The 22,966-nt window shown below is 50.1% G+C and carries 20 protein-coding genes, 3 tRNA genes and 1 riboswitch; of the genes, 12 read left to right on the top strand and 11 right to left on the bottom strand.

The genetic code is table 11. The features are described 5' to 3' along the window. The first annotated feature begins 39 nt into the window (after positions 1-39). Positions 40-1,038: a malate dehydrogenase gene (locus tag Q0090_RS06410; protein WP_297948861.1), complete on the top strand. Its 999-nt coding sequence runs from the start codon at positions 40-42 to the stop codon at positions 1,036-1,038. A gap of 69 nt (positions 1,039-1,107) precedes the next feature. On the opposite strand, the gene Q0090_RS06405 is transcribed toward Q0090_RS06410, so the two are convergent. Then, positions 1,108-1,311, bottom strand: a complete 204-nt coding sequence (locus Q0090_RS06405; RefSeq protein WP_297948860.1) for a hypothetical protein — start codon at positions 1,309-1,311, stop codon at positions 1,108-1,110. A 236-nt stretch (positions 1,312-1,547) separates the two neighbouring features. Here Q0090_RS06405 and Q0090_RS06400 point away from each other — a divergent pair. The 11 genes from Q0090_RS06400 (at position 1,548) to Q0090_RS06350 (ending at position 14,333) form a co-directional block, all read left to right on the top strand. Further along, positions 1,548-1,618 (top strand) — tRNA-Gln (locus Q0090_RS06400). A 246-nt stretch (positions 1,619-1,864) separates the two neighbouring features. Next, the gene (ftcD, locus tag Q0090_RS06395; RefSeq protein WP_297948858.1) at positions 1,865-2,770 is read left to right on the top strand and encodes a glutamate formimidoyltransferase; all 906 of its coding nucleotides are present in this window, start codon (positions 1,865-1,867) and stop codon (positions 2,768-2,770) included. An 86-nt stretch (positions 2,771-2,856) separates the two neighbouring features. Next, positions 2,857-4,113, top strand: coding sequence for an imidazolonepropionase (gene hutI, locus Q0090_RS06390; protein ID WP_297948856.1), 1,257 nt, complete (start codon positions 2,857-2,859; stop codon positions 4,111-4,113). A 24-nt stretch (positions 4,114-4,137) separates the two neighbouring features. Beyond that, on the top strand, positions 4,138-4,764 hold the full coding sequence (locus Q0090_RS06385) for a cyclodeaminase/cyclohydrolase family protein (RefSeq protein WP_297948854.1): 627 nt from the start codon (positions 4,138-4,140) through the stop codon (positions 4,762-4,764). A gap of 8 nt (positions 4,765-4,772) precedes the next feature. Next, complete coding sequence (gene hutH / locus Q0090_RS06380; protein WP_297948852.1) at positions 4,773-6,269, top strand: histidine ammonia-lyase; 1,497 nt, start codon at positions 4,773-4,775, stop codon at positions 6,267-6,269. A gap of 276 nt (positions 6,270-6,545) precedes the next feature. Then, complete coding sequence (rpsA, locus tag Q0090_RS06375) at positions 6,546-8,345, top strand: 30S ribosomal protein S1 (protein WP_297948850.1); 1,800 nt, start codon at positions 6,546-6,548, stop codon at positions 8,343-8,345. A 155-nt stretch (positions 8,346-8,500) separates the two neighbouring features. Beyond that, complete coding sequence (locus Q0090_RS06370) at positions 8,501-9,196, top strand: NAD-dependent deacylase (RefSeq protein WP_297948848.1); 696 nt, start codon at positions 8,501-8,503, stop codon at positions 9,194-9,196. Between the two features lie 147 nt (positions 9,197-9,343). Beyond that, positions 9,344-11,155 carry an arginine--tRNA ligase gene (argS, locus tag Q0090_RS06365; RefSeq protein WP_297948846.1) on the top strand — a complete coding sequence of 604 codons (1,812 nt, stop codon included), beginning with the start codon at positions 9,344-9,346 and terminating at the stop codon, positions 11,153-11,155. A 10-nt stretch (positions 11,156-11,165) separates the two neighbouring features. After that, positions 11,166-12,317 carry a tRNA 2-thiouridine(34) synthase MnmA gene (gene mnmA / locus Q0090_RS06360; RefSeq protein ID WP_297948844.1) on the top strand — a complete coding sequence of 384 codons (1,152 nt, stop codon included), beginning with the start codon at positions 11,166-11,168 and terminating at the stop codon, positions 12,315-12,317. 14 nt (positions 12,318-12,331) lie between these two features. Next, on the top strand, positions 12,332-13,423 hold the full coding sequence (locus Q0090_RS06355) for a hypothetical protein (protein WP_297948842.1): 1,092 nt from the start codon (positions 12,332-12,334) through the stop codon (positions 13,421-13,423). Between the two features lie 31 nt (positions 13,424-13,454). After that, positions 13,455-14,333 carry a GSCFA domain-containing protein gene (locus tag Q0090_RS06350; protein WP_297948840.1) on the top strand — a complete coding sequence of 293 codons (879 nt, stop codon included), beginning with the start codon at positions 13,455-13,457 and terminating at the stop codon, positions 14,331-14,333. Between the two features lie 29 nt (positions 14,334-14,362). Here Q0090_RS06350 and Q0090_RS06345 read toward each other — a convergent pair whose 3' ends face one another. From Q0090_RS06345 to Q0090_RS06300, 10 genes are all read right to left on the bottom strand, one after another. Continuing rightward, positions 14,363-15,070, bottom strand: a complete 708-nt coding sequence (locus Q0090_RS06345; protein ID WP_297948838.1) for an LrgB family protein — start codon at positions 15,068-15,070, stop codon at positions 14,363-14,365. Then, the gene (locus Q0090_RS06340; RefSeq protein WP_297948836.1) at positions 15,067-15,447 is read right to left on the bottom strand and encodes a CidA/LrgA family protein; all 381 of its coding nucleotides are present in this window, start codon (positions 15,445-15,447) and stop codon (positions 15,067-15,069) included. Before Q0090_RS06340 ends, Q0090_RS06345 begins: the two co-directional genes overlap by 4 nt. Positions 15,448-15,464: 17 nt before the next feature. Continuing rightward, positions 15,465-16,043, bottom strand: coding sequence for a DUF3109 family protein (locus Q0090_RS06335; RefSeq protein ID WP_297948834.1), 579 nt, complete (start codon positions 16,041-16,043; stop codon positions 15,465-15,467). An 11-nt stretch (positions 16,044-16,054) separates the two neighbouring features. Beyond that, on the bottom strand, positions 16,055-16,621 hold the full coding sequence (locus Q0090_RS06330; RefSeq protein ID WP_297948832.1) for an aminotransferase class IV: 567 nt from the start codon (positions 16,619-16,621) through the stop codon (positions 16,055-16,057). 9 nt (positions 16,622-16,630) lie between these two features. Next, the gene (locus Q0090_RS06325) at positions 16,631-17,617 is read right to left on the bottom strand and encodes an aminodeoxychorismate synthase component I (protein WP_297948830.1); all 987 of its coding nucleotides are present in this window, start codon (positions 17,615-17,617) and stop codon (positions 16,631-16,633) included. 118 nt (positions 17,618-17,735) lie between these two features. After that, entirely contained in the window at positions 17,736-18,374 is a 639-nt protein-coding gene (ribB, locus tag Q0090_RS06320; protein WP_297948828.1) for a 3,4-dihydroxy-2-butanone-4-phosphate synthase, read from the bottom strand. Between the two features lie 177 nt (positions 18,375-18,551). Next, positions 18,552-18,707: riboswitch (FMN riboswitch) on the bottom strand. A 151-nt stretch (positions 18,708-18,858) separates the two neighbouring features. Continuing rightward, positions 18,859-18,933 (bottom strand) — tRNA-Pro (locus Q0090_RS06315). Positions 18,934-19,031: 98 nt separating this feature from the next. Beyond that, a tRNA-Arg gene (locus Q0090_RS06310) sits at positions 19,032-19,105 on the bottom strand. Positions 19,106-19,290: 185 nt separating this feature from the next. Beyond that, the gene (locus Q0090_RS06305; RefSeq protein WP_297948826.1) at positions 19,291-20,001 is read right to left on the bottom strand and encodes a hypothetical protein; all 711 of its coding nucleotides are present in this window, start codon (positions 19,999-20,001) and stop codon (positions 19,291-19,293) included. A 518-nt stretch (positions 20,002-20,519) separates the two neighbouring features. Then, positions 20,520-22,934, bottom strand: coding sequence for a T9SS C-terminal target domain-containing protein (locus tag Q0090_RS06300; RefSeq protein WP_297948824.1), 2,415 nt, complete (start codon positions 22,932-22,934; stop codon positions 20,520-20,522). Positions 22,935-22,966 lie beyond the last annotated feature (32 nt).

Here is a 22,966-nt window from a genome sequence, read left to right as displayed (position 1 = left end):
CTCCCAAAGGTGTGGAATGATAATAAAAAGAATATCGCTATGAATTATCTAACAAACGATAAGTTAACGCTCATTGGAGCAGCCGGCATGATCGGCTCCAACATGGCGCAAACGGCTGCCATGATGCGCCTTACTCCAAACATTTGTCTCTACGATCCATTCGCCCAAGGGCTGGAAGGCGTAGCAGAAGAGATGCGCCATTGTGCTTTTGAGGGGCTCAATCTTACTTTTACTTCGAGTATAGAAGAGGCTCTCCGTGGTGCTAAATATATAATCTCTGCAGGGGGTGCTCCACGCAAAGAGGGGATGACCCGTGAGGATCTTCTCCGTGGTAATAGCCAAATCGCGGCGGAATTGGGCGACAATATCAAGCGTTACTGTCCCGATGTACAGCACGTGGTGATCATATTCAACCCTGCTGATATTACAGGGTTGGTTACGCTCATCCATTCCGGTTTGAAGCCTTCGCAAGTAACCACGCTAGCGGCTCTCGACTCCAATCGTCTGCAAAGCGAGCTCGCGAAGCACTTCGGGGTACTACAAAGCAAGGTGACTCGCTGCCGCACCTATGGCGGTCATGGCGAGTCTATGGCAGTCTTTGCCTCTACGGCAGCTGTGGATGGAACTCCCCTGCTCTCGCTTATTGGTACAGAGAAGCTCTCGCAGGAAGAGTGGACGGCTCTCAAAGAGCGTGTTGTAAAAGGGGGTGCCAATATCATTAAGTTGCGGGGGCGTAGTAGCTTCCAAAGTCCCTCTTATGTGGCTGTGGAGATGATTGCCGCTGCCATGGGAGGCGAGCCTTTTACGCTACCTTCGGGGTGCTACGTGTCTCATGCTGATTACGGCAAAGTGATGATGGCCATGGAGACGCGCATCGACAAAGATGGGGTACATTGTCTCGAAACGAAGGGAACCGATGAAGAAATGGCCGCCCTCAAGCAGAGCTCAGAGCACTTGGCTACCATGATCGCTCAGGTGGCAGAGATGGGGATCATTCCCCCTGTTGCAGATTGGGCTACGCTCAATCCGAATCTCTAAACCAAATCCTTTTCCAAATATAACGTGAACCCCTTGCTCAACTCCTTTGGGCAGGGGGATTTTTTTCGTTTAGTGGCAGTCGTGATGGAGGCAGGCCATGCCCGAGCCGGACAATGTGCCTCGGAGATAGTCTTCTGCGACCTTTTCTACCAGACCGCTGCACCCTCTCCCTCTGCCACGTTGGGTGGGGACTTGGTTCGTTTTAGGAGTGAAATGCTCAGATTTTGCTGCTCTGTACTTTTCCCTTTTTAGGGCAGGAATAAAATGTTTCATGGGCTGTTTTTTGCAAAATATTAGGCAGAAGTCGGAGTACTTTCCGGCTGATTCTTTTTCAGAAATCAGCCTCCTTTTCTCTTCCTTTTTGCTCGGGAAATGGGGGAGGAATGGGCGCGAAAGAAAATCAGTGGGTTGTTGCCTTTTCGGATTTTTATTGTACCTTTGCACCGCAATCTCGCATGGGGCGCAACCTAAGCCGCCTACTTAGAGTGGGGTTGTAGCTCTAAATGAATTGTCCCGTGGTGTAATGGTAACACGTCAGATTCTGGCTCTGAAATTGAGGATTCGAATTCTTCCGGGACAACTTGGGCTGATAGCAAAAGAGGGAGGTGGTGTACATGCCCTTCTTTGTGGGGTTGCTCTCCTGTCTATTTTAGTGTCGCATCTTTCCTTCCGTGGGTTAGATGCGTTTTTTATTTCCCTTGGATAAGGTGCTGTGAGTATTGTTTCTTACGAGGTGGAGCTCTTCTTTGCCCCATATCTCTGTAAGCTCAAGAAAATGCGCTAACTTCGCCGACGAAAAGACTAAACTATTAAAGAATAAATCATCATGGCAAGTGCAACGAAAATTGTAGAATGCGTACCCAATTTTAGCGAGGGGCGCGACCGCGAAAAAATCGAGAAGATTGTAAATCCTTTCCGTACACGTCAAGGCGTTAAGTTGCTCAATTATAGCAACGACGAAGACCACAACCGCCTTGTTGTAACCGTAGTAGGTACTCCCGAAGCAGTGAAGGAGTCGCTCCTCGAAGCAGTGGGTGTAGCTGTTGAGGTTATCGATATGACTAAGCACTCGGGGCAACACCCCCGTATGGGTGCTGTGGACGTAGTTCCCTTCATCCCCATCCGCAATATGGAAATGGACGAAGCTATCGCCCTCTCTCGTGAGGTTGGCGAAATCATTGGTACTAAGTATGGTGTGCCCGTATACCTCTACGAAAAGAGTGCAACCGCTCCCCATCGTGAAAACCTTGCTAAGATCAGAAAGGGTGAATTCGAAGGCATGGAAACCAAAGTACACGAAGCTGAATGGCTCCCCGACTTCGGTCCCGCAGATCGTCACGCTACGGCAGGTTGTGTGGCTGTAGGTGCTCGTATGCCTCTTGTTGCCTACAACGTAAACCTCAATACTAGCGATGTAGCTATCGCTGATGCTATTGCTAAGAGAGTACGTCACATCGGTGGCGGTCTCCGCTTCTGCAAGGCTATGGGTGTGGAGTTGACCGATCGTCACATCGCCCAAGTATCTATGAACCTTACCGACTTTACCAAGACCAGCGTATATCGTGCACACGAAATGGTACGTATGGAGGCAAAGCGTTATGGCGTAGAGATTGTAGGTAGCGAAGTAATTGGTTTGCTTCCTATGGCTGCTCTTATCGATTGTGCAGAATATTACCTCGGGATCGAAAACTTCTCACACGATCAGATCCTCGAGCTCCGCATGATGGAGTAATATTGGAATGAGCTAGGAATATCTCTCGGGAGGGTGGTACATATCGCTTGCTCTCCCGGGAGCTTCCCTTGTTTTATATAGTGTACATGAGTCATAATCTATACGTAAAAAATATAGGCAATGTAGCTACGCCTAAGGGGAATAAGGCGATCCATGGGAAAGCCATGGGAGAGCTGGATATCCTTATGGGGCCTGCAGCTATCGTAATCCGAGATGGGATTATCGCCTATGTGGGAAAGGAGTCTGAGGTCCCCGGCGACCTTATCCAAGATTGTGCCGTCTACGACGCCCAAGGAGGTGCCGTAGTGCCCGGTTTTGTTGATAGCCATACTCACCTTGTCTTTGGAGGATTCCGCGAAGAGGAGTTCCAGATGCGATTGCGTGGAGCTTCCTACATGAGCATTATGCAGGCAGGGGGAGGAATTGCCAGTACTACCAAGGCAACTCGCGAGGCGAGTGTGGAAGAGCTAGAGGCAGCCGCCCAAGTTCACCTCCGCGCTATGCTCTCTATGGGTGTGACTACGGTCGATGCCAAGAGTGGCTATGGCATGGATTTGGAGACCGAATTGCGCCAGTTGGAGGTAATTCGCCGTCTGCAAAAGTCGCAACCCATTGCACTTCACGCTACTTTTATGGGGGCGCACGATACTCCTCCCGAGTTCAAAGGTCGCTCCACGGACTACATCGAGTATTTGGTACAGACGGTACTCCCCGAGGTTAAGAGCCGAGGGCTTGCCGAGTGCTGCGATATATTTACAGAAGAGGGGGTCTTCGACCACGAGCAGACTCGTCGCTTGCTCAATGCCGCTCGCGCTATGGGCTTCACCCTCAAGATGCATGCCGATGAGATTGTGCCCTTTGGTGGTGCCGAATTGGCTGCGGAGCTTGGGTGCCTCTCTGCCGACCATTTGCTTCAAATCTCAGAAAAGGGGATTGCCGCACTCGCTAATTCTAATACGGTGGCTACCCTATTACCCTGCACGGCTTTCAGCTTAAAAGCCGCCTATGCTCCCGCTCGTAAGATGATAGACAGCGGCTGCGCTGTGGCTGTTGCCAGTGACCTTAACCCCGGGAGCTGCTTTAGTGCATCCATCCCCCTCATGTACGACCTCGCGTGCATTTACATGGGCATGACGGCCGAAGAGACCCTTACGGCACTTACGCTCAATGGTGCAGCTGCTATCGGGCGTGCCGATAGAATCGGTAGTATCGAGGTGGGTAAAGAAGGAGACCTCGTGGTACTGGGTTATCCTAGCTATAAATTCCTTTCGTATCATATCGGTATGAATATCGTACACTCTACGATAAAGGGTGGTGCGGTTTATACCAATCACATAGACTGATTTTAATACTTAACAACCAGCAATATGCTTACCGAACTAACTGTAAAAGGCCTTCTTGCCGAGACTGCGGGCGACGCTCCCGTACCTGGTGGTGGAAGTATCTCTGCCCTCAATGGCGCCATTGCTGCCGCTCTTGCTGAGATGGTAGCCAATCTTACTATAGGCAAAAAGAAATATGCCGACGTACAAGACGAAATGGCAGAAATCGCTAAGAGCGCAGCTGCTCTACAGAAAGAACTCGTACTTGATGTAGACCGAGACAGCGAAGCTTACGACGGCGTTGCTCAAGCCTTCAAACTCCCCAAAGAAACGGAAGAAGAGAAGGCAATCCGCTCAGCGGCTATCCAAGAAAATACCAAAAAGGCAGCTCTTGTGCCTATGGAAGTAGCTCGCCGTGCCAGTGCGCTTTTGCCCGCTATTGAGGCTGTGGTAGCTCGTGGCAACCAAAATGCAGTAACCGATGGTTGTGTAGCCATGATGTGCGCTCGTGTAGCCGTGGTAGGTGCCCTCTTCAACGTTCGTATCAACCTTACCTCTATCAAAGACGAAGAGTTTGTAGCTCGCCTTCGCGAAGAAGCAGACCGCCTCGAAGCTGATATTCTAGCTCGTGAGGCAGCTGTTATTGCTCACACAAAGAAGGCTTGTGAATAAATAAAGACATGGCACAGACATTTTATATCGGGAGTGAACCCCTTACCCTCGCCCTTTGTGAACGTTATCTCAAAGAGCGTTTCCCCCTAGCATTGGGAGACGATGCACGTGCTCGCATTGAGCATTGTCGCAACTATCTTGACAATAAAGTAAAGGAGAGCGATCGCCCTATTTACGGTGTAACCACGGGCTTTGGCTCGCTTTGCAATCGCTCGATCTCGGCTGAGGCTTTGACTACGCTCCAAGAAAATCTCGTTAAGAGTCACGCTTGTAGCTGTGGTACAGAAGTGAATCAGGATATCGTGCGTTTGATGTTGCTCCTCAAGGCTCACGCTTTGCAATTAGGGCATAGCGGGGTACAGGTGGTAACGGTAGAGCGTATCCTCGATATGCTCAACAAGGATATTATTCCCATCGTGTACGATAGAGGTTCTTTGGGTGCATCGGGCGACTTGGCTCCCCTTGCCAATCTTTTCCTCCCCCTTATCGGCGAAGGCGAAGTGCGTGTAGCCGGTGGCGAAAAGCGTTGCGCTCGCGAAGTCTTTGCAGAGCACGGACTTAGCACGGTTACTCTCAAGAGCAAAGAGGGTCTTGCCCTTCTCAATGGTACGCAGTTCATGAGCTCGCATGGGGTATATGCCCTCATCAAGGCTCATCGTATCGCCCGTCTTGCGGACTCTTGCGCCGCCCTCTCACTAGAGGCTTTTGATGGGTTGGATGCTCCTTTTGCAGACGCTCTTCACACCATTCGTCCGCATAAGGGTCAGCTCACCGTAGCTCGTCACCTCCGCTCTCTTCTAGAGGGTAGCGAATTGATCGCTCGCCCCAAAAAGCAGGTACAAGACCCCTATAGCTTCCGTTGCGTGCCCCAAGTGCATGGAGCCTCTAGAGATGCCATTGACTACGTTACCTCTGTGGTTGAGACCGAGATTAACTCTGTAACGGACAATCCTACGGTATTCCCCGACGAAGATAAGGTGGTATCGGGTGGTAACTTCCACGGACAGCCTCTTGCCATCGTATACGACTTCCTCGCTATTGCTTTGGCTGAGTTCGGAAATATCTCTGAGCGTCGCGTTGCTCAATTGATCCTTGGTTTGCGCGATCTCCCCGAGTTCCTCGTTGCCAACCCCGGGCTTAACTCCGGTTATATGATTCCTCAGTATGCTGCCGCTTCTATGGTAAGCAAAAACAAAATGTACTGTTTTGCTGCCTCTAGCGACAGCATCGTTTCGAGCAACGGTCAGGAAGACCATGTTTCCATGGGGGCGAATGCGGCTACTAAGTTGCTCCCTATCATCGAAAACTTGGAGATCATCTTTGGTATCGAATTGATGAATGCGGCTCAGGCTTTAGAGTTCCGTCGCCCTGCTAAGTCTTCTCCCAAAATCGAAGAGATGTTGGCAGCATTCCGTCAGGTTGTACCCCGAGTTGAGGATGACATCGTAATGTACAAGCTCATTCAAGAAGCAACAGAGTTTGTTCGCACCTACGCCTTTGCCTAAAAGAGGCTGAGAGCAAATTCGGATATAATGGAGGTCGTCTCCAGGCTCTTCTCTCTTGAGGGAGAGGGCCTTGGAGGCGATCTTTTTTTTGCTTTCTCTCTGATAGTTAGTTTGTTTTTAGTGAATTATTTGTACCTTTGCCGAGCACGTGTCTCTACACATGCAGGGTTCTTGCGGTAGGCGTTTGCGATGGGCGCTTGGGTAGGAGTCCGCTGAGGGTAGGGCAGTGTGTATTAGTTTAAGTATAACAGTTTAGATCCATCGCATTAATTATTGATGAGCAATCAAGAACATCTTACACCCAATCCAGATTTCGACTGGGGGATGTATGAAAAAGGGACGACCCTAAGCGAGGCTGCCCGCAAAGAGCAAGAAGCTAAGTATGAAGAAACCCTTAACTCTCTCAAAGTTAATGAGGTAGTTATTGGTAAGGTAGTTGAGTTCGTAAAGAACGATAAGACTATCCGTGAAGTGCTTGTAGACGTAGGTTACAAGTCGTTGGGCGCAGTTCCTTACACAGAGTTCCGTTACAATCAAGACCTTAAGATCGGCGACGAAGTAGAAGTGTACGTGATCAGTCAAGAAGACCGCTCCGGCGCACTCGTACTCTCTCACCGTCAGGCTCGTCTCGAACGTGCCTGGGAGCGTATCAACGAAGCTCAAGAAAAGGACGAAGTTATCCTTGGTTTTATCAAGAGCCGCACCAAGGGCGGTATGATTGTGGACGTGTTTGGCGTGGAAGCTTTCCTCCCCGGTTCACAGATCGATGTTCGCCCCATCCGTGACTACGATGCTCTCATTGACAAGACAATGGAGTTCAAGATCGTAAAGATCAATCAAGAGCAAAAGAATGTGGTTGTATCGCACAAGATCTTGGTAGAAGCCGAGCTTGAGCAACAAAAACGCGACATTATCAGCAAACTCGAAAAGGGTCAAGTACTCGAAGGTACGGTTAAGAACATCCTTCCTTTCGGTGTGTTTGTAGATCTTGGTGGTGTAGATGGTCTTATCCATATTACCGACCTCTCTTGGGAACGCGTATCGCACCCCAGCGAAGTGGTAGAGCTTGATCAGAAGATCAATGTAGTAATCCTCGACTTCGATGAAAACAAGACGCGTATCGCTCTTGGTCTCAAGCAGCTCACTCCCAACCCCTGGGATAACCTCGACCCCAACCTCAAACCTGGGGATGTACTCAAGGGTAAGGTGGAACTTATCACGGATTACGGCGCATTTGTAGAGATCGCTCCCGGTATCGAAGGTCTTATCCATGTAAGCGAAATGTCTTGGGCTCAGCACCTCCGCAGCGCACAAGATTTCCTTAAGGTAGGCGAAGAAGTAGAAGCTGTAATACTCACTCTCGACCGCGAAGAGCGCAAGATGAGCCTCGGTATGAAGCAACTCACTCCCGACCCCTGGGCAGATATCGAAGAACGCTACCCTGTAGGCTCTCGTCATCAGGCTAAGGTTCGCAACTTCACAAACTTCGGTGTATTCGTAGAAATTGAAGAAGGCGTAGATGGTCTTATCCACCTCAGCGACCTCTCTTGGACTAAGAAGGTAAAGCACCCCAGCGAAGTAACCGAAATCGGTGCGATGATCGAAGTTGAAGTTTTGGAGATCGACAAAGAAAATCGTCGTCTCAGCCTTGGTCACAAGCAGACCGAAGAAAATCCTTGGGATGCTTTTGAAGATACCTTTACGGTAGGCTCTATCCACGAAGGTGTGATCACAGAAATCATCGACAATAAGGGTGCTGTTGTGGCTCTCCCCTATGGAATCGAAGGTTTTGCTACTCAAAAGCACCTTGTAAAAGAGGATGGCTCTAAGGCTCAAGTAGACGAAAAGCTCCCCTTCAAGGTTCTTGAGTTCAACAAAGACAAGCATCGTATCATTGTATCGCACAGCCGTACATTCGAAGACAAGCAACGCAGCGAACGCGCTTCTGAAGGCGCAGAACGCAAGCCCGCTCGTCGTGCAGAAGAAACAGCAGCTCAGGCTCCTGTAGAAAAGGCTACACTTGGCGATCTTGGTGCTCTTGCCGCTCTTCGCGATCAACTCGACGAGAACAACTAATAGTAAACTCCGCTTCCTCCCTTCTTTGTGAGGGGAGGAGGAACGATTTTGTGACCCCTCGCTCGGGAGAAATCCTGGGTGTGGGGTTTTTCTTTTGCTGCCTAGCAGTTATCAATTATCTTTGTGTTATATCACAAAAGAATAAGCAAGATACTATGGGAAAGAAGCGTTTGGTAGTCCTCACAGGGGCCGGGATGAGTGCCGAGAGTGGCATATCGACATTCCGAGACAGCGACGGTTTGTGGGAGCATTATCCCGTACAGAAGGTAGCTTCCATAGAGGGATTTCGTGAGAATCCTCAGTTGGTACTCGACTTTTATACAGCGCGGCGGCGAGACTTCATGGGTTGCGAGCCCAACGCCGGTCACTATGCTTTGGCTGCATTGCAAGAGGAGTGGGAGATGACCATCATAACCCAAAATATCGACGATTTGCACGAGCGAGCCGGTAGTCGGCACGTGATCCATTTGCATGGGGAGATCTTGAAAAACTGCTCCGTTGCCCATCCCGATATTACCTACCCCGTGGATATGGAGCATCCCGAGATCAAGGTGGGAGATCTTGCCCCCGATGGCAGTCAGTTGCGTCCCTTCATTGTTTGGTTTGGCGAGGCTGTGCCCATGATTGTCCCGGCGGCAGAGGCGGTTTGTCAAGCAGATTGTTTTGTGGTGATTGGTACCTCGCTCAACGTTTATCCTGCGGCAGGTCTTCTCGCTTATGTGCCTCGCTCTACGCCTATTTATCTGATAGATCCTAAGCCGGTGGAGAGTTCTTATCGAAAGGATATTGTCTTTATACAATCTACGGCTTCCGAAGGGGTGGCAAAGCTTGTAGCCCTTCTGGCCAAATAAGACTCCTCGTCCACTTCTTTCCTCCCTCTCGGTTTTGAGGATATTTCAGCCCTCCTCAAGGGTGCTTCTTGCCCTGCAGGTAGAATTTCGTAACTTTGTTCCACAAAACTAAGTAGGTAACAACGAACTATACATCCCTATATAAAGATGTCTCCCATCGAATCACTCAATCAAGCTATTACTAGTACATTGGGGAAGCTTTACGGCGCAACCCCGAGTCCGGATCAAATCCAAATACAAAAAACGAGGGCCGAGTTTGCAGGGCATTATACCCTTGTTGTATTCCCTCTACTCAAGCTCTCTCGCAAGAAGCCTGAGGATACGGCTACCGAGATTGGTACTGCCCTCAAGGCCGAATATCCCTGGATTACCGATTTTAATGTGGTAAAGGGGTTCCTTAACTTGAGCCTCTCTACGGCTCTTTGGCTTGAGCTTTTGAGTACAATCGATGGCGACAGCGCATGGGGGCATACCGCCGTAACAGAGCAATCGCCCCTTGTAATGGTGGAATACTCTTCCCCCAACACCAATAAGCCTTTGCACCTAGGGCATGTCCGCAACAACCTGTTGGGGAATAGCCTTGCGCGCATCCTTACAGCCAACGGAAAGCGAGTGGTAAAGACCAATATCGTAAATGATAGGGGTATCCACATCTGCAAATCTATGCTTGCGTGGCAGAAGTGGGGCAATGGCATTACGCCCGAGAGTGCCGGTAAGAAGGGCGATCACTTGGTAGGAGACTTCTATGTTGCTTTTGATAAGCACTACAAAGCCGAGGTGGCAGACCTCATGGCTCAAGGTATGACCAAGGAAGAGGCCGAGGCGAAAGCCCCCTCTATGGTAGAGGCTCGAGACCTGCTCCGCCGCTGGGAGGCCGGAGACGAAGAGGTGCTTGCCCTCTGGCGCATGATGAACCAATGGGTGTACGATGGTTTCGATGAGACCTATCGCCGTTTGGGCGTTGACTTCGATAAGATTTACTACGAGAGTGAAACCTACCTCAAAGGGAAAGCAGAAGTGCTCCGTGGTTTGGACGAAGGCCTTTTTGTAAAGCACGAAGATGGTAGTGTGTGGGCAGACCTAACGGCCGATGGTTTGGACGAAAAGATCCTACTCCGCTCCGATGGTACGTCTGTGTACATGACCCAGGATATCGGTACCGCCAAGATGCGTTACGAGACCTATCCCATCGACCAAATGATTTACGTTGTGGGCAATGAGCAAGAGTACCACTTCAAGGTGCTCTCCATCCTTCTCGATCGTTTGGGATTCTCTTTTGGCAAGAGCCTTGTGCACTTTAGCTACGGAATGGTGGAGCTACCCAACGGTAAGATGAAGAGCCGTGAGGGTACGGTGGTGGATGCCGACGACCTAATGGACGAAATGATTGCCTCGGCACGAGCCATCGCTCAAGAGGCAGGGCGTGCAGCTCTCCTCCCCGAAGACGAGATGCAGGAGGTAGCCCGCCGTGTGGGCTTAGGTGCTCTCAAATACTTTATCCTCAAGGTAGATCCGCGCAAGAATATGACCTTCAATCCCGAAGAGTCTGTGGACTTTAACGGCAATACGGCATCGTTCATTCAGTACACGTATGCCCGTATCCGCTCTCTTGTAGAGAAGGCGCGTGTAGCCGGCGAGGCCCCCGAGGCTCCGCTTACTTCTGAGGCAGCCGTTCGGTTAGACAATGCTCATTCCGATCGCGAAGTTGCCCTTATCCGCCAACTCTCTGAGTATCCCTCTATTGTGGCAGAGGCTGGGAAGAGCTTCAGCCCCGCCCTTATTGCCAACTATGTATACGAGCTGGTAAAGGGGTACAATTCGTTCTATCACGATTGTCCCGTGCTGCGTGAGGAGGACGATTCGATACGTCATACTCGCCTCTATATTAGCCGTATTGTAGCCGACATTATTGTCCGAGCTATGGATCTATTGGGTATCGAAATGCCCGAGAGAATGTAACTACTCCCGAATGACTCTCTCTACTTATCCCCTGCCCGAAACTCTGCAAGAGGTTCCGCGCGATGCTTCTATCGCCGTTTTGGCGTCGGGTGGCGTTGATAGCTCGGTTGCGGTGCATCTATTGCTACAAGCCGGCTTTCGTCCCGATCTGTTTTACATCCGTATTGGGATGGAAGATGAGGAGGGCTTTATTGATTGCCCTGCCGAGGAGGATATGGAGATGGTTACCCTTCTGGCTCGCAAGTACCAATTGCACTATGAGGTGATAGACCTGCACAAGGAGTATTGGGAGCGCGTGGTAAAGTACACAATAGAGAGTGTGCGTCAGGGATTGACCCCCAACCCCGATATGATGTGCAACAAACTCATCAAGTTTGGGGTCTTCGAGGAGCGTGTGGGGCACCAATACGACTATATTGCCACGGGGCACTATGCCTCTACGGCTCGGGTGGATGGGAAAACATTTCTCGCTACCGCCCCCGATCCTGTAAAGGATCAAACCGATTTCCTTGCCCAGATCAATTTCAAACAAATATCCAAGCTCCTCTTTCCCCTAGGGTGCCTTACTAAGCAGCAGGTGCGTATGGTGGCGGAGGAGGCAGGCTTGGCCAATGCCCACCGCAAGGATAGTCAGGGCATTTGTTTCTTGGGAAAAATCAATTACAACGACTTTATCGAGCGTTACCTAGGCAAGCGCCCCGGCCGTATCATTGAGTACGAAACGGGCAAAACGCTGGGTACACATCAAGGCTTTTGGTTCCACACTATCGGGCAACGCAAAGGCCTGGGGCTTAGTGGTGGACCCTGGTTCGTGGTAAAGAAAGACTGCAAACGAAACATCATACTTGTGAGCCGGGGGTATGACCCGCTTACCCAGTATGGCACCGAGATTTTTGTGGATAAGTTCGATTTTATCACCGAAGATCTCTTTGCTCCCGAGGGGGCTGTTGGCAATAAAGAGGGGGCGCAAGTGGTGCCTATTACGCTCAAGATCCGACATACTCCCGAGTTCGTTCGGGCTACTATCCGCCGCCTCGAAAAGGGGTATCACATCATAAGCGAGACCCCCATCCAGGGTATTGCTCCCGGGCAATACGCTGTAATCTACGACACCGAGAGCCGTCTTTGCTTCGGGAGTGGTATGATTGTAAAAGGGAAATAAGTTGTACTCAAAATATGAATAGACGCTTCACTCATCTTGTAGGAGGCTTCATGCTCCTTCTCCTTTTGTCTGCTTGCAGGCAGAGCGGTCATCAGTTTAGTGTCCGTGGGGAGCTTACCGATACCCTCAACTCTATGCTCTACCTCTACGAAGTGGTGGGAGCGCCCCAACTCGTGGACTCTGTTAAGATTGAGAAGGGTCGCTTTACGCTCCACCATGCGGCAAGTGGCAATGCCAAACTCTATCAGCTCTCCACCTCGCTTGGTTCGCTCTATTTCTCGGCCGATAGTAGTACACAATTGCAGATTATGCCCTCTAAGGCGGGTAATGCACTGCCTTTTGAGTTTGCAAATGCAGATGAAGAAAACAAGGCGATCTACACCATACAGCAGGAGGTGCGTGCCTTTGAGGAGGAGACTCGCCAGACGCGAGATATAGCGACACTAGACTCGCTCGTATCGAATCTCCGCCAGCATTTGCTCCAAGACTATATCTATGCTCAGCCTCGTAGTATGGCGGCGATTGTAGCCCTTTTGCAGGCGCCTTTCAATATTCCTCTCTTCTTCCCCGAGTCGGGCCGTAAGGATGATATCCAGGCCTATGGGGCTGTGGCAACGGCTTTTGAGACCTTCCGACCCAATAGCGTTTACACACCGGTGCTCAAGGAGAAAGCCCTTTTGGGGATGGCTATTAAGTCGAAAGCCCAAACACAACAGGTCCGTGAGCAGGAGCTTATCTCGAAAGCCACGGAGATGGCCTTCCCTCCGATTCACTTATTCGATAGCAATGGGGTGGAGCGTTCGCTTGCCGATGTTGCAGCCCATCATCCCAAAGTTATTCTCGGATTTATAGCCTTAGGCGCAGAGGAGGCTCCCTCCATCATCTCTCGCTTGCGCAGTATTTATGAGCGGGAAAAAGGGGCCGGTTTGGAGATCTTTCTCGTCTCTTTGGATCAGGATAAAACCTTGTGGTTGCAGTCCGTTCGCACCCTACCTTGGATCAATACTTGGGATCCGGAGGGGCGCACTGCCTCTAGTTATGGAGTGCAAAGATTGCCTCTGTTTTTCATGATCCAAGGGGACGAAGTGCGAGAGCTAACCCTCTAGGGATTTCCTTCTCCCCCATTTGCTCCCTAAGATGAAGAATGAGTTCTTTACCGAAGTCTCTTGGCAAGGGATCCCTCTAGAGAGTAGGGCGCGATACAGTCATGGGCTACTTTCCCTCGGCTCTTGCTTTAGCGATAATATTGGCAATTGGCTACTTCAGCATCAATTTGACATCTCGGTAAATCCTTTTGGCACCCTCTATAACCCTTTATCTCTAGCTAGGGCGCTCAATATTCTTGCGGATGAGTCTTTCCATTTTACCCCTCAGCACCTATTTTACGATGGGGAGCGGTATAGAAGTTTTATGCATCATAGCCGCTATTCCGGCACTCAAGAGAGCGTTGCTCTAGAGCAGATGAATCGCGATCTTGAGGAGGGGCGGGAGAAGCTTTTGAGGGGCAATTGGCTTTTCTTAACCCTCGGTACCTCTTTCTACTACGAGCTAAGGGAGACGGGCGAAGTGGTGGCGAATTGTCACAAACGCCCTGCCGGAGATTTTCGCCAACTGCGTTTGAGTGCCGAGCAATCTACTCAAGCTCTTCTTGAGGCTCTCACCCCTATTCTGCATCAGAATGAGCAACTCCGCCTCCTTATTACGGTAAGCCCCATTCGCTACCGTAGCTATGGAGCTGTAGAGAATATGCGAAGTAAGGCCGATTTGCTGCGTACGGCTGAGCAGTTAGAAGCCGCATTTCCATCCCGGGCCTACTACTTCCCTGCCTTCGAGATCATGCTGGACGAACTCCGAGACTACCGATTTTATGCTCGAGACTTAGTCCATCCCTCCGAATTGGCCATCGACCTTATTCGTCAGAGACTGCTTGCCGGCTGGCTCCATCCCAGCGAAGAACCCAATGTAAGAGAGGCTGAAAGAAACTTCCGTCGCAGCCAGCATCGCCCCCTTTTGTAGTCTATTCGGGAGGGCGAGATAGGCTAAAATCAACCGAAGAAATAGAAGAAAATCTTATCGGCAAGAGGGATAAGTATGGAGGTGAAGAAGCCCATAATCCCGATGGCAAGCCCTCCGATAGCCCCCTCTACAGTACCTAATTGGATGGCGGTGAGCGTACCCATACCATGAGCCGACGCCCCCAAGGCAAGCCCTTTGGCTATCTTACTCTCAATCTTTAGTAGGCGGAAAATGGGAGGACTCACGAGCCCTCCAAAGATGCCGGCAATAACCACCACAACGGCTGTGAGTGCCGGGATGCCTCCCGATTGTTCTGCAAGAGCCATGGCAATAGGGGTTGTTACCGATTTGGGTTGCATGGAGGCTGCAATCGCTCTACTGGCTCCAAATAGGTAGGCGATGGCTACGACGCTTACAATCCCCACTACTGCCCCCACGAAAACAGAGGTGAGAATGAAAACAACACGCCCCTTGAGGTGGGCACTCTCTTTGTAGAGCAAGTAGCCCACGGCCACCACAGAGGGACCTAGGAGGAAGCTGAGAAGGTGACTCCCCTTTTCGTAACTCTCGTAGGGGACTGAGAAGGTAAGCAACAGCCCTATGAGCAGTCCAATGGTTACGAGTAGGGGGTGAAAGAGGGGGAAATGTACCCGACGATAAAACCATTGTGCCCCGAGATAAATCCCTAGCGTGAGGGGTAAAGTAAAATAGGGATTCGATAAAATTTGCTGCATCATAGGGAGCCCTCCTTACGTCGTTTGCGTTTTTCTGCACGTTGTTCCATGGCTTGTTCGCTCCAGGCCACTACGGCTAGTACAAGTACGGTACTGAGCACCATAGAAAGCACAATGGCGATCCAATAATTTCGAATCAGGTCGAGTTGCGTGATCAATCCCACTCCGGCAGGGACAAAGAAAATTCCCATATTCTTGGTGAGAAAAGAGGCCACATTCTCCACTTGGTGAGGCCGTACAATATTTGCCCTTAGCCCGGCAAATAGGAATATCATACCCAAGACACTCCCGGGGATAAAGTGCCCAATGAGGATGCTAAGTGCCTCCCCAAAAGCATAGAATAGTAGGATACAGAATATCTGTTCTAGATGATTTGACATTGCGGCTTGCGGTGTGATTAATGATGCATTTCGTTGAGCAGCTGTTCGGCCTCCTCTAATTGATGGAAAAACTCTTCGCCAAAGGCTCGTATAAGAGGCTCTTTGAGCGCTTTGTAAACGGGTACTCCTAGTTTTTTGCCGAGGGCACAGGCCGGTCGGCAAATCTCCCAGCGGTCGTAATTAAGTGCCGTAGAGTACTTGTATTTGTGTACCCTGATGGGGTAGAGATGGCAGCTGATGGGCTTGGGGAATATACTCTTGCCTTCTCGATAAATCTTCTCAAAGGCACAAAGGCAGCGCCCCTCCTCGTCGTAGGTGGTAAAGACACAATCTCGTCCATTAACGAGCTGAGTTACCTCCTCCCCCGAGGCATCTATGTAGCTGATCCCCTTGGTGCGGATTACCTCCAAAGCCTCTGCGCTGAGCAGGGATTCTACCTCGGGGAGTAAGCGTCGCATCGTGATGGCTTCGGCATGCTCTAGGGGAGCTCCGCTATCGCCCTCTACGCAGCATATCCCACGACACGCCTCGTAGTCGCAAACAAACTGCACCTCTAGGATGTCTCGGCTCACTATTTTATCCTCAATTTGTATCATAATTAGGAGTCTTAAAGAGGTAGGGGGAGCATGGCATTGATGGGGAGGATTTGATCGTATTCCCCTAGGTCTGCAACCCGTATGGTGCAGGGAGAGAGTAGCCCCTCTTGGATGAGATATTGTCGCTGTACCCCCTCCAAAAGAGGCGTATCGGGGGTGTACCATCGTCCCTCTCGGCGGAGAGCAAGATTGGCAAAAGAGCAATCGGTAATTCGCCCCTCGCTGTCCACTAAAAGCACTTCGTCCGCCGGGCATTCTGCCTTGAGGCGATTGAGTACCGCCCGCTCCAGGCTCTTGTAGGAATATTTATAGCCTGCAGGTAGTGCCATAGGGGCAAACGTGTGAATAACTCGTGGGGTGTAGGGAGTAAAACTTAGCTCACGAATGCTCTCTCGATAGACGAAGCGACACTTTACTCTCCCCTTTCTGAGAGGCTCAGGGCAGAGCTGCTCCAAGGGCGGCAGGACCGGACACGTAAACCCAAAGGCCCGGGCCGTCCGCTCCATACGTGCTTGGTGCAGGGCTTGCAATTGTACCTTTCCCTCCTCGAGGCGAAGGGTCTCTATAAACTCCTCCATACGCTCCATTTAGAAAAAGGGTAGGTAAACTTTGGCAATAGCCTCGCGGTACTCATCGTGGCAAAGGCTGTTGATGGTAATACCCCCTCCGCTGTGGTAGTGGAGAGAGCCATCGGGATGCTCGGCAATAAAACGAATCAGGACCCCCGTATCAAGATCCTTGCCATCGAAGTAGCCGAATACTCCGGTATAAAAGCCTCGTGGCTCGCCTTCGGCTTCTGCAATGGCTTGTAGAGTAGCCTCTTTGGGGGCGCCCGATATAGAGCCTGCGGGCAGTAGTTCGAATAGAATATCCCCCAAATGTTCGGAGGCATCCGGGGGCAGGTCGGCCGCAATCCGCGAACTCACCTGTAGCAGTTCGCCCTGAAGTGTCTTTACCCGATCGATGTAACGGAAGTCCTCCACGCGCACGTTTGTTGCAACTCGTGCAAGGTCGTTGCGCATCAGGTCTACGATGGTGTAATGCTCGGCAGTCTCTTTATAATCTTGTAGGATATGCTCTCGGGCGTTGGGCGTAGCGGCATCTATGGTTCCCTTCATGGGGTTCGTTTCGATGGTCTTGCAGCCCCCTTGGGTGCGAATGAATCGTTCTGGAGAGAAGGAGACGAATCGCCCGGGTACCATCAGCTTATAGGGCGCTTCTGCTCGAGCAAATATCTCCGGGAGGGTGAGAGGTGTCTCTATAGGGGTAGAGATGGTGAGGTTGGCAAGAAATGAATCGCCCCTCGATAGCGCCTCTTGGATGCGTGCAAACTTGCCTTGGTAGCACTCCTCGGATAGGGGGTGAGAGACCAATAGGGGATGGTGAGGGAGTGGAGGAAGCTCGGTTGTAAGGGGGGCGTTGGTATAGGAGCCCACCCTAAAAAGCACTTCCTGCTGAGCCAATGGCTCATCCCAAATCCAGCCTTCGCGAACGGCAAAATCGATGGCAAAAAGAAAAGGTTTCTTTTGCGATCCTAAAAGATTTATGGCTCGACGCAGGTCGTGAGCTGCCATGGGGGCAGAAGGACTAATTGCTCTCTCTAACACGACCACAAAGGTACATCATACGGAGCAAAAAGCCCTTACTCTCACACGCCCCTCGGCTCAATAGAATAGTGATGAATACTCAGAATTAGATATTGTGGGCTATGCGGTAAGCCACAATATCTTCGATGGTAAGTACCGGCATATTATGCTTCTCTCCAAAGATCGTGATCTCGGGGAGGCGAGCCATAGTGCCGTCTTCGTTGGTCAGCTCACAGAGTACAGCGGTATCTCCCAAACCTGCAATACGTACAATATCAATACTGCCCTCGGTGTGCCCTCTACGCTCCAAAACGCCATTCTCACGAGCACGAAGGGGGAATACATGCCCCGGGTGAACGAGGTCTTCGGGGCGAGCACCGGGGCGAGCTGCCGTCTGGATGGTGCAGAGACGGTCCCGTGCCGAGACACCCGTAGTAACGCCCTCTCTTGCCTCTATGGAGATGGTAAAAGCGGTTTGATTTTTGCAGGTATTGTTTTGCACCATGGGCGGGAGCTCCAGCTCTTGGCACTTCTTATCCTTCATACATACGCAAATAATACCGCTGCACTCGCGTATCATGAGGGCAACATTTTTCTCTGTTAGATTGGAGGTGGGGTAGATAATATCACCTTCGTTTTCTCTGTCTTCGTCATCTACAAGCAAGATGCCGCGTCCCTCTTTGAGGGCTTGGATGGCAGCGGCAATGCGTTGCTCTACCACCTCGAGGTCGTTCCCTTCTTTCATTTTATCTCCACATTAGTGTATTTGTAGTTTACTCACTGTTGATCCGTGAGGGGAGAGGGAAATAGAAGTGACGGAGGTATTTGGGAGATAGTGCAAAGGCTCTCTTAGAGCGAGAGTCGCAACTACCCAAGACAGAGCCCTAACCCATGCGCCTGTACGGCAAAAGGTTGGTCTCTTAAGATTCAAATACCATCCGGACTATAACCGTCGGTTATGGAGTTGCACCATATCAGTCCCCCCTATAAAGAGCCTCCGCTATTAGATGCTCCCAAAAAGGGGAGTTGTGGACTATTACCACCGGTAGGGATTTACACCGCTCCTCTTCAGAATCACCTACAAAGGTAGTACATTCTAGGGTAATAATACCCTAGATAGGGAGACCCTTTCTTTCCTCTTGATAAAAAGAAAAGCAGCATCACCCTCGATTGGATAATGCTGCTTTCCCGGCATGAAATGCTCAAAGATATACACAATCTTTTGTCTGTCGGGGTACCGCGATTCGAACGCGGGACCCCCTGCTCCCAAAGCAGGTGCGCTAACCGGACTGCGCTACACCCCGAAACCCTTTAAGCGGCACAAAGGTACATATTATATCTCAATCTGCAAGCCCTCGCCTCAAGAAAACCCCTTGGGCGGGGGCGGCGCACGAGGGGGATGTGACCCGGGTGGGATTCAAACCCACGACCTTCAGAACCGGAATCTGACGCTCTATTCAGCTAAGCTACCGAGCCTTATTGCCTCTTTGTGCCCTGCAAAGGTACATTTTTCTTTCCACCCGCTTGATACCACTCTGCTCAAGAATAGAGACGATAGCCCCCATTTGCCTACCATACGAAAAGAAAAAGAGCTTCACTTTCCTCCTTAAAGTTGGAGGTGAAGAGAGCCCCTTATTCTGAGGAGCAATCTCTTTTTCCGATTATTTCCTCGGATCTGAGAACTTTACATCCACGCTATGGCTAATGGTTTTCTCGCCATTCTCCAAAGAAAATGTCATGCTTATCGTAAAGCGGACAGTCTTGTCGTTCCAAGATTTGGGATGTCCCCTCATCATAAGGTGCCACTCGGGATCCGACGCTAATAGCTCGCTGTATAGGTAGCGGAAGTTTAGAGGCGATAGCGTGAAGGAGGATTCCGATTGGTAGCCCCTTTTGATAAATCTAAAATGATCCAGATATCGGATTGCCATTATATTGTTTAGGAGGGAGCCTGCTTTTAGCTCCGAACTATAATCATGATCGCATGTAATTGCGAAATTTGTTGGAACAGAAATGATCCCTCTTATGCGTGTGCTGCGATGGTCGTAGTCCGTCCTATTAAGGTAGGCTGTATCCCCTATAGAGGAAAGAAAATTGCTGATTTTGGAGTTCTTTTTATCGTAATTGAAGAAGGTTACCCGATTTGCTTCTATATCAGTTAGGGTGATGCCGATGAGGGGTTCCGGCATGGAAATGTTTCGGTATTCGGGTTGGAGTTCGAAGTCTATTGGCTCTATAAACTCGGTTAGGTAGTGAGGGTATTGTTTTTGGGGGCTAGAAGGCGAGTTCTTAATGCAGCTGCTTAAGCTTGCACTGAGCCCAAAGGTGAGTGCGACAGCAAGCATCCCCTGTTGTAAAAAAGATATCTTCATAATGATTTCTGTTCTTGAGATGATAGTCTAAACTCCGGTTGTCTTCTTGGAGTAGGGCAAGAGTAGGGAGTGGTTATGTGTGTAATTTATTTTCGGCAATATGCCTTGATCTTTGTGTTACAACGAGAGCAAAGGTATAGAAAATAGGGGGATTTCCCCTTTATATTATATCCTCCCAAATCCATTGCAGAGCTGGGCGGAAAAGAATCCTGCCGAGTAAGGTGGGGAATGTTGCCTGGTTTTGGATTGGAAATCAGCTGGAAAGAGAGTCCCTTTTTGGGTGAGATTTTTTCTTTTTCTCGCCGAAAAACTTTTATTTCTTGCCCTGGTTCGGCGGAAAAGTTGCAGGCCTGCGATTTTCTTCGACTTCCATAGAGGGGGGATTTTGGAAGAGATGATAAAAACAAAGAGAGGGGGCAGGAGTTGTATGGGAGTTTCCCACAAGTCACTGCCGCCCTCTCTCTCGGATGTTCCCCTCCTCGGAGCCGAGAAAGGAAGGATTTATAAGGTCTCTTTACCTATCTGACGATTGCCTTGTAGTTTTTCTCCGTTGTGTGGAGGATGTAAACACCCCTATCTAGAGAGGTAAATCGGGGTGCCCCGGCATGAAGAGGTACCTTGCAGATGAGGATACCCGAAAGGTCGTAGATGGCAAGAAGTGTATCTCGGTCTGCCGATAGTATCAGTCCGCCCTCTATTTGTTGTACGATTAGCCCGTCTGTTACCTTTGGCTCGAGGAGAGCTGTATTATTGGGGTTTGCAACGGACATGAAATCGGAGATCTCCGAGACATAGTCTTGGTATATGCGATTGCGAGTTGCGACCACGTTGTACACAAAATTCTGCCCATCAAGACCATGCTTTACCTCGTAGAAGTTGTTGTCGGCAACAAAATTCGTTTGGAAGGGAGCGTAGCCGTGTTCCCCTTCGTTGATGTTTTGGAAAACAGCCATCTCGTCAATGTAAAAAGGTTTGCCTCTAAGGCTCATAAATCCGATGCGGATACGCTCTCTTGTGTTGAGTTCCTTAGGGGGAGCAAACTGCACTGTGGACGAGATTACGCCTGCTTTCTCGGGGAAGGGTATGCGCATAAATTCATCCACTTTGTTGTCTGTGTACTCTTTCATTACCATCACAAAGAGGGTATCGCAATCCACCGTACTGTGTGCTTTTACAGAGACTTCAAAAGCACCCTTGTCGGGAGTGAGGTAAAGAGCTGGAGATACGACCAAGCCTGCAGTTGAGCTATATGGAGCGGTCTCTTTAACGCCCATCATGCCCTTGGCGTAGGCGGGAAGTTGTGCAATCCAGTCGGTCTTTGTTTGTCCGCCTTTGGCTAGGAAGATGACTTGCTCATCTGGTTTAACAGGAGCCTCCAAGCTCCCTACGGTAATATTATCGAAGGTCTCGTGGAGAATCTCCTGCTTGGGGGCGTCTGGTTTGTGGATTAGATCCTTGTAGTTATTGAGCTGATAGAGGCCTGCGCTGTAGATCTTCTCCCAATTGGCGACATAGCATGTTGCAGAGACAGAAGAGGCTGCATGTACCGCTGGTTTTACTCCTCTGATCCCATCTACCCAAGTGGGGTATGTGCGCTCAGATATGGCGTCTCCATCTTTGGCACATACGTAGTAGTAGTGTTCCTTTGAAGTATCGTATTGTGAGACTTCGTACTCTGTTGCCGTCAGTTCCTTATCTTTATGGATATAGTAGGGTACGGGTTTGCTGCCGTAGGTATAGGTTATATTATCAACATAAAAAGAGACGCTATTCTTTTGAATGAGTTTGAGTCGTACCTGCTCTATGTTGTAACTTTTCAATACCCCGCTATTGAATACATAGTACCCGCCCTGCTCTTGCATCCACATATTGGGAAGGTTGGCAATGGCTACCCATTTGCCATCTGAGAGTACAGATACCTCCAGTAGAGTGTAGGTGTAGTCTGTCTCCTGTTCTATGGAGGTGGGCTTTACCCAAAAGGATAGCTCCGTGATGGGTGCAATTGTCTTGGGTGATACTATAGAATCGTCTACCGCATCGAAGACCAAAGCAAGGGGGGAGGAGCGAAAGTTTCCCTGAGTTTGGATTACATCTTGAGAGCCGTGAGAGGAGAGGTCGATGGTCCAGCCATCGGGGTAATTAGGTTGAGTTGTGTCTATTTTCCCATTGTCATCGGTCTTGATTCTATCAAAGCCTTCTATAATGGTTGTAGGCGGGATAACCTCTTGTGGCATGTCGAGGTAGTAGAGCGAGAATAGGTAGCTCTTTGCATCGGGAGAGGCTTCCCATCTTGCCTTAAAGGAGGTGGAAGAGGTATTGAGTGGAGGGAGAGCGTTTGGGGGAATGAGGGTTGTTTGTTTCCTCTCTACCACAATATCATCAATAAGCATATCGCACTCGAGCGGCTGTAGCTGGAATATGTTTTTGTCGTTGAAGGTTGCCTTGTCCGACACCATTTCGTACTGTTGCCACTCGGTGGTTAGGTCTACATCTTTGTTGTCTACAGGCCCCTGAGTGTTGTCACATAGGGCAATCCAGAGTTTTCCCTCTGATTGTTTCCCGGGAAGGAGCTTTGCTCTGAAGGTGATCTTTACCACCCCATAGAGTGCCATCTCTGGGGTCTGGAGGTGCCCCGCCACTCCGTCGTCGGTCAGTTTGAGGTAAGCACACCCTCCTGCTTGATAGACGAAGTTGCCCTTCCAGCCGATCTGGTGCATGATGGCAGAGTTGAGGTTGTAACTATTGGCGCTACCTCCCTCTGTTTTATTATGTGGAGTGGTTTCGCTGCCTTCAGTCCAGAGAGAGAAGTCCTCTTTTACGACTTCTTTGAATGGGGGTTCTGTTGCTTGGGCAAGAGAAACGTTTCCGATTGCTCCTAAAAGAATAGAGAAGAGGAGCATTCTCATGGCGGAATAGGAATATCTGTTTTTCATACGACTCATTTATGTTTGATTGGGAGGTTGAT

Source organism: uncultured Porphyromonas sp., assembly GCF_938023125.1.
Taxonomy (GTDB): domain Bacteria; phylum Bacteroidota; class Bacteroidia; order Bacteroidales; family Porphyromonadaceae; genus Porphyromonas.
The sequence above is the reverse complement of the archived record's forward strand: the minus strand, read 5'-3'. Positions and strand labels throughout refer to the sequence as shown.

Bases quoted from the DNA above. Each gene is read 5' to 3' on its own strand.
- Q0090_RS06335 (WP_297948834.1), bottom strand. From the start codon at position 16,043: ATGATACAAATTGAGGATAAAATAGTGAGCCGAGACATCCTAGAGGTG.
- Q0090_RS06405 (WP_297948860.1), bottom strand. From the start codon at position 1,311: ATGAAACATTTTATTCCTGCCCTAAAAAGGGAAAAGTACAGAGCAGCA.
- rpsA (WP_297948850.1), top strand. From the start codon at position 6,546: ATGAGCAATCAAGAACATCTTACACCCAATCCAGATTTCGACTGGGGG.
- Q0090_RS06345 (WP_297948838.1), bottom strand. From the start codon at position 15,070: ATGATGCAGCAAATTTTATCGAATCCCTATTTTACTTTACCCCTCACG.
- ftcD (WP_297948858.1), top strand. From the start codon at position 1,865: ATGGCAAGTGCAACGAAAATTGTAGAATGCGTACCCAATTTTAGCGAG.
- hutI (WP_297948856.1), top strand. From the start codon at position 2,857: ATGAGTCATAATCTATACGTAAAAAATATAGGCAATGTAGCTACGCCT.
- Q0090_RS06385 (WP_297948854.1), top strand. From the start codon at position 4,138: ATGCTTACCGAACTAACTGTAAAAGGCCTTCTTGCCGAGACTGCGGGC.
- ribB (WP_297948828.1), bottom strand. From the start codon at position 18,374: ATGAAAGAAGGGAACGACCTCGAGGTGGTAGAGCAACGCATTGCCGCT.
- Q0090_RS06355 (WP_297948842.1), top strand. From the start codon at position 12,332: ATGAATAGACGCTTCACTCATCTTGTAGGAGGCTTCATGCTCCTTCTC.
- Q0090_RS06300 (WP_297948824.1), bottom strand. From the start codon at position 22,934: ATGAAAAACAGATATTCCTATTCCGCCATGAGAATGCTCCTCTTCTCT.
- Q0090_RS06305 (WP_297948826.1), bottom strand. From the start codon at position 20,001: ATGAAGATATCTTTTTTACAACAGGGGATGCTTGCTGTCGCACTCACC.
- mnmA (WP_297948844.1), top strand. From the start codon at position 11,166: ATGACTCTCTCTACTTATCCCCTGCCCGAAACTCTGCAAGAGGTTCCG.
- Q0090_RS06330 (WP_297948832.1), bottom strand. From the start codon at position 16,621: ATGGAGGAGTTTATAGAGACCCTTCGCCTCGAGGAGGGAAAGGTACAA.
- argS (WP_297948846.1), top strand. From the start codon at position 9,344: ATGTCTCCCATCGAATCACTCAATCAAGCTATTACTAGTACATTGGGG.
- Q0090_RS06340 (WP_297948836.1), bottom strand. From the start codon at position 15,447: ATGTCAAATCATCTAGAACAGATATTCTGTATCCTACTATTCTATGCT.
- Q0090_RS06410 (WP_297948861.1), top strand. From the start codon at position 40: ATGAATTATCTAACAAACGATAAGTTAACGCTCATTGGAGCAGCCGGC.
- Q0090_RS06370 (WP_297948848.1), top strand. From the start codon at position 8,501: ATGGGAAAGAAGCGTTTGGTAGTCCTCACAGGGGCCGGGATGAGTGCC.
- Q0090_RS06350 (WP_297948840.1), top strand. From the start codon at position 13,455: ATGAAGAATGAGTTCTTTACCGAAGTCTCTTGGCAAGGGATCCCTCTA.
- hutH (WP_297948852.1), top strand. From the start codon at position 4,773: ATGGCACAGACATTTTATATCGGGAGTGAACCCCTTACCCTCGCCCTT.
- Q0090_RS06325 (WP_297948830.1), bottom strand. From the start codon at position 17,617: ATGGCAGCTCACGACCTGCGTCGAGCCATAAATCTTTTAGGATCGCAA.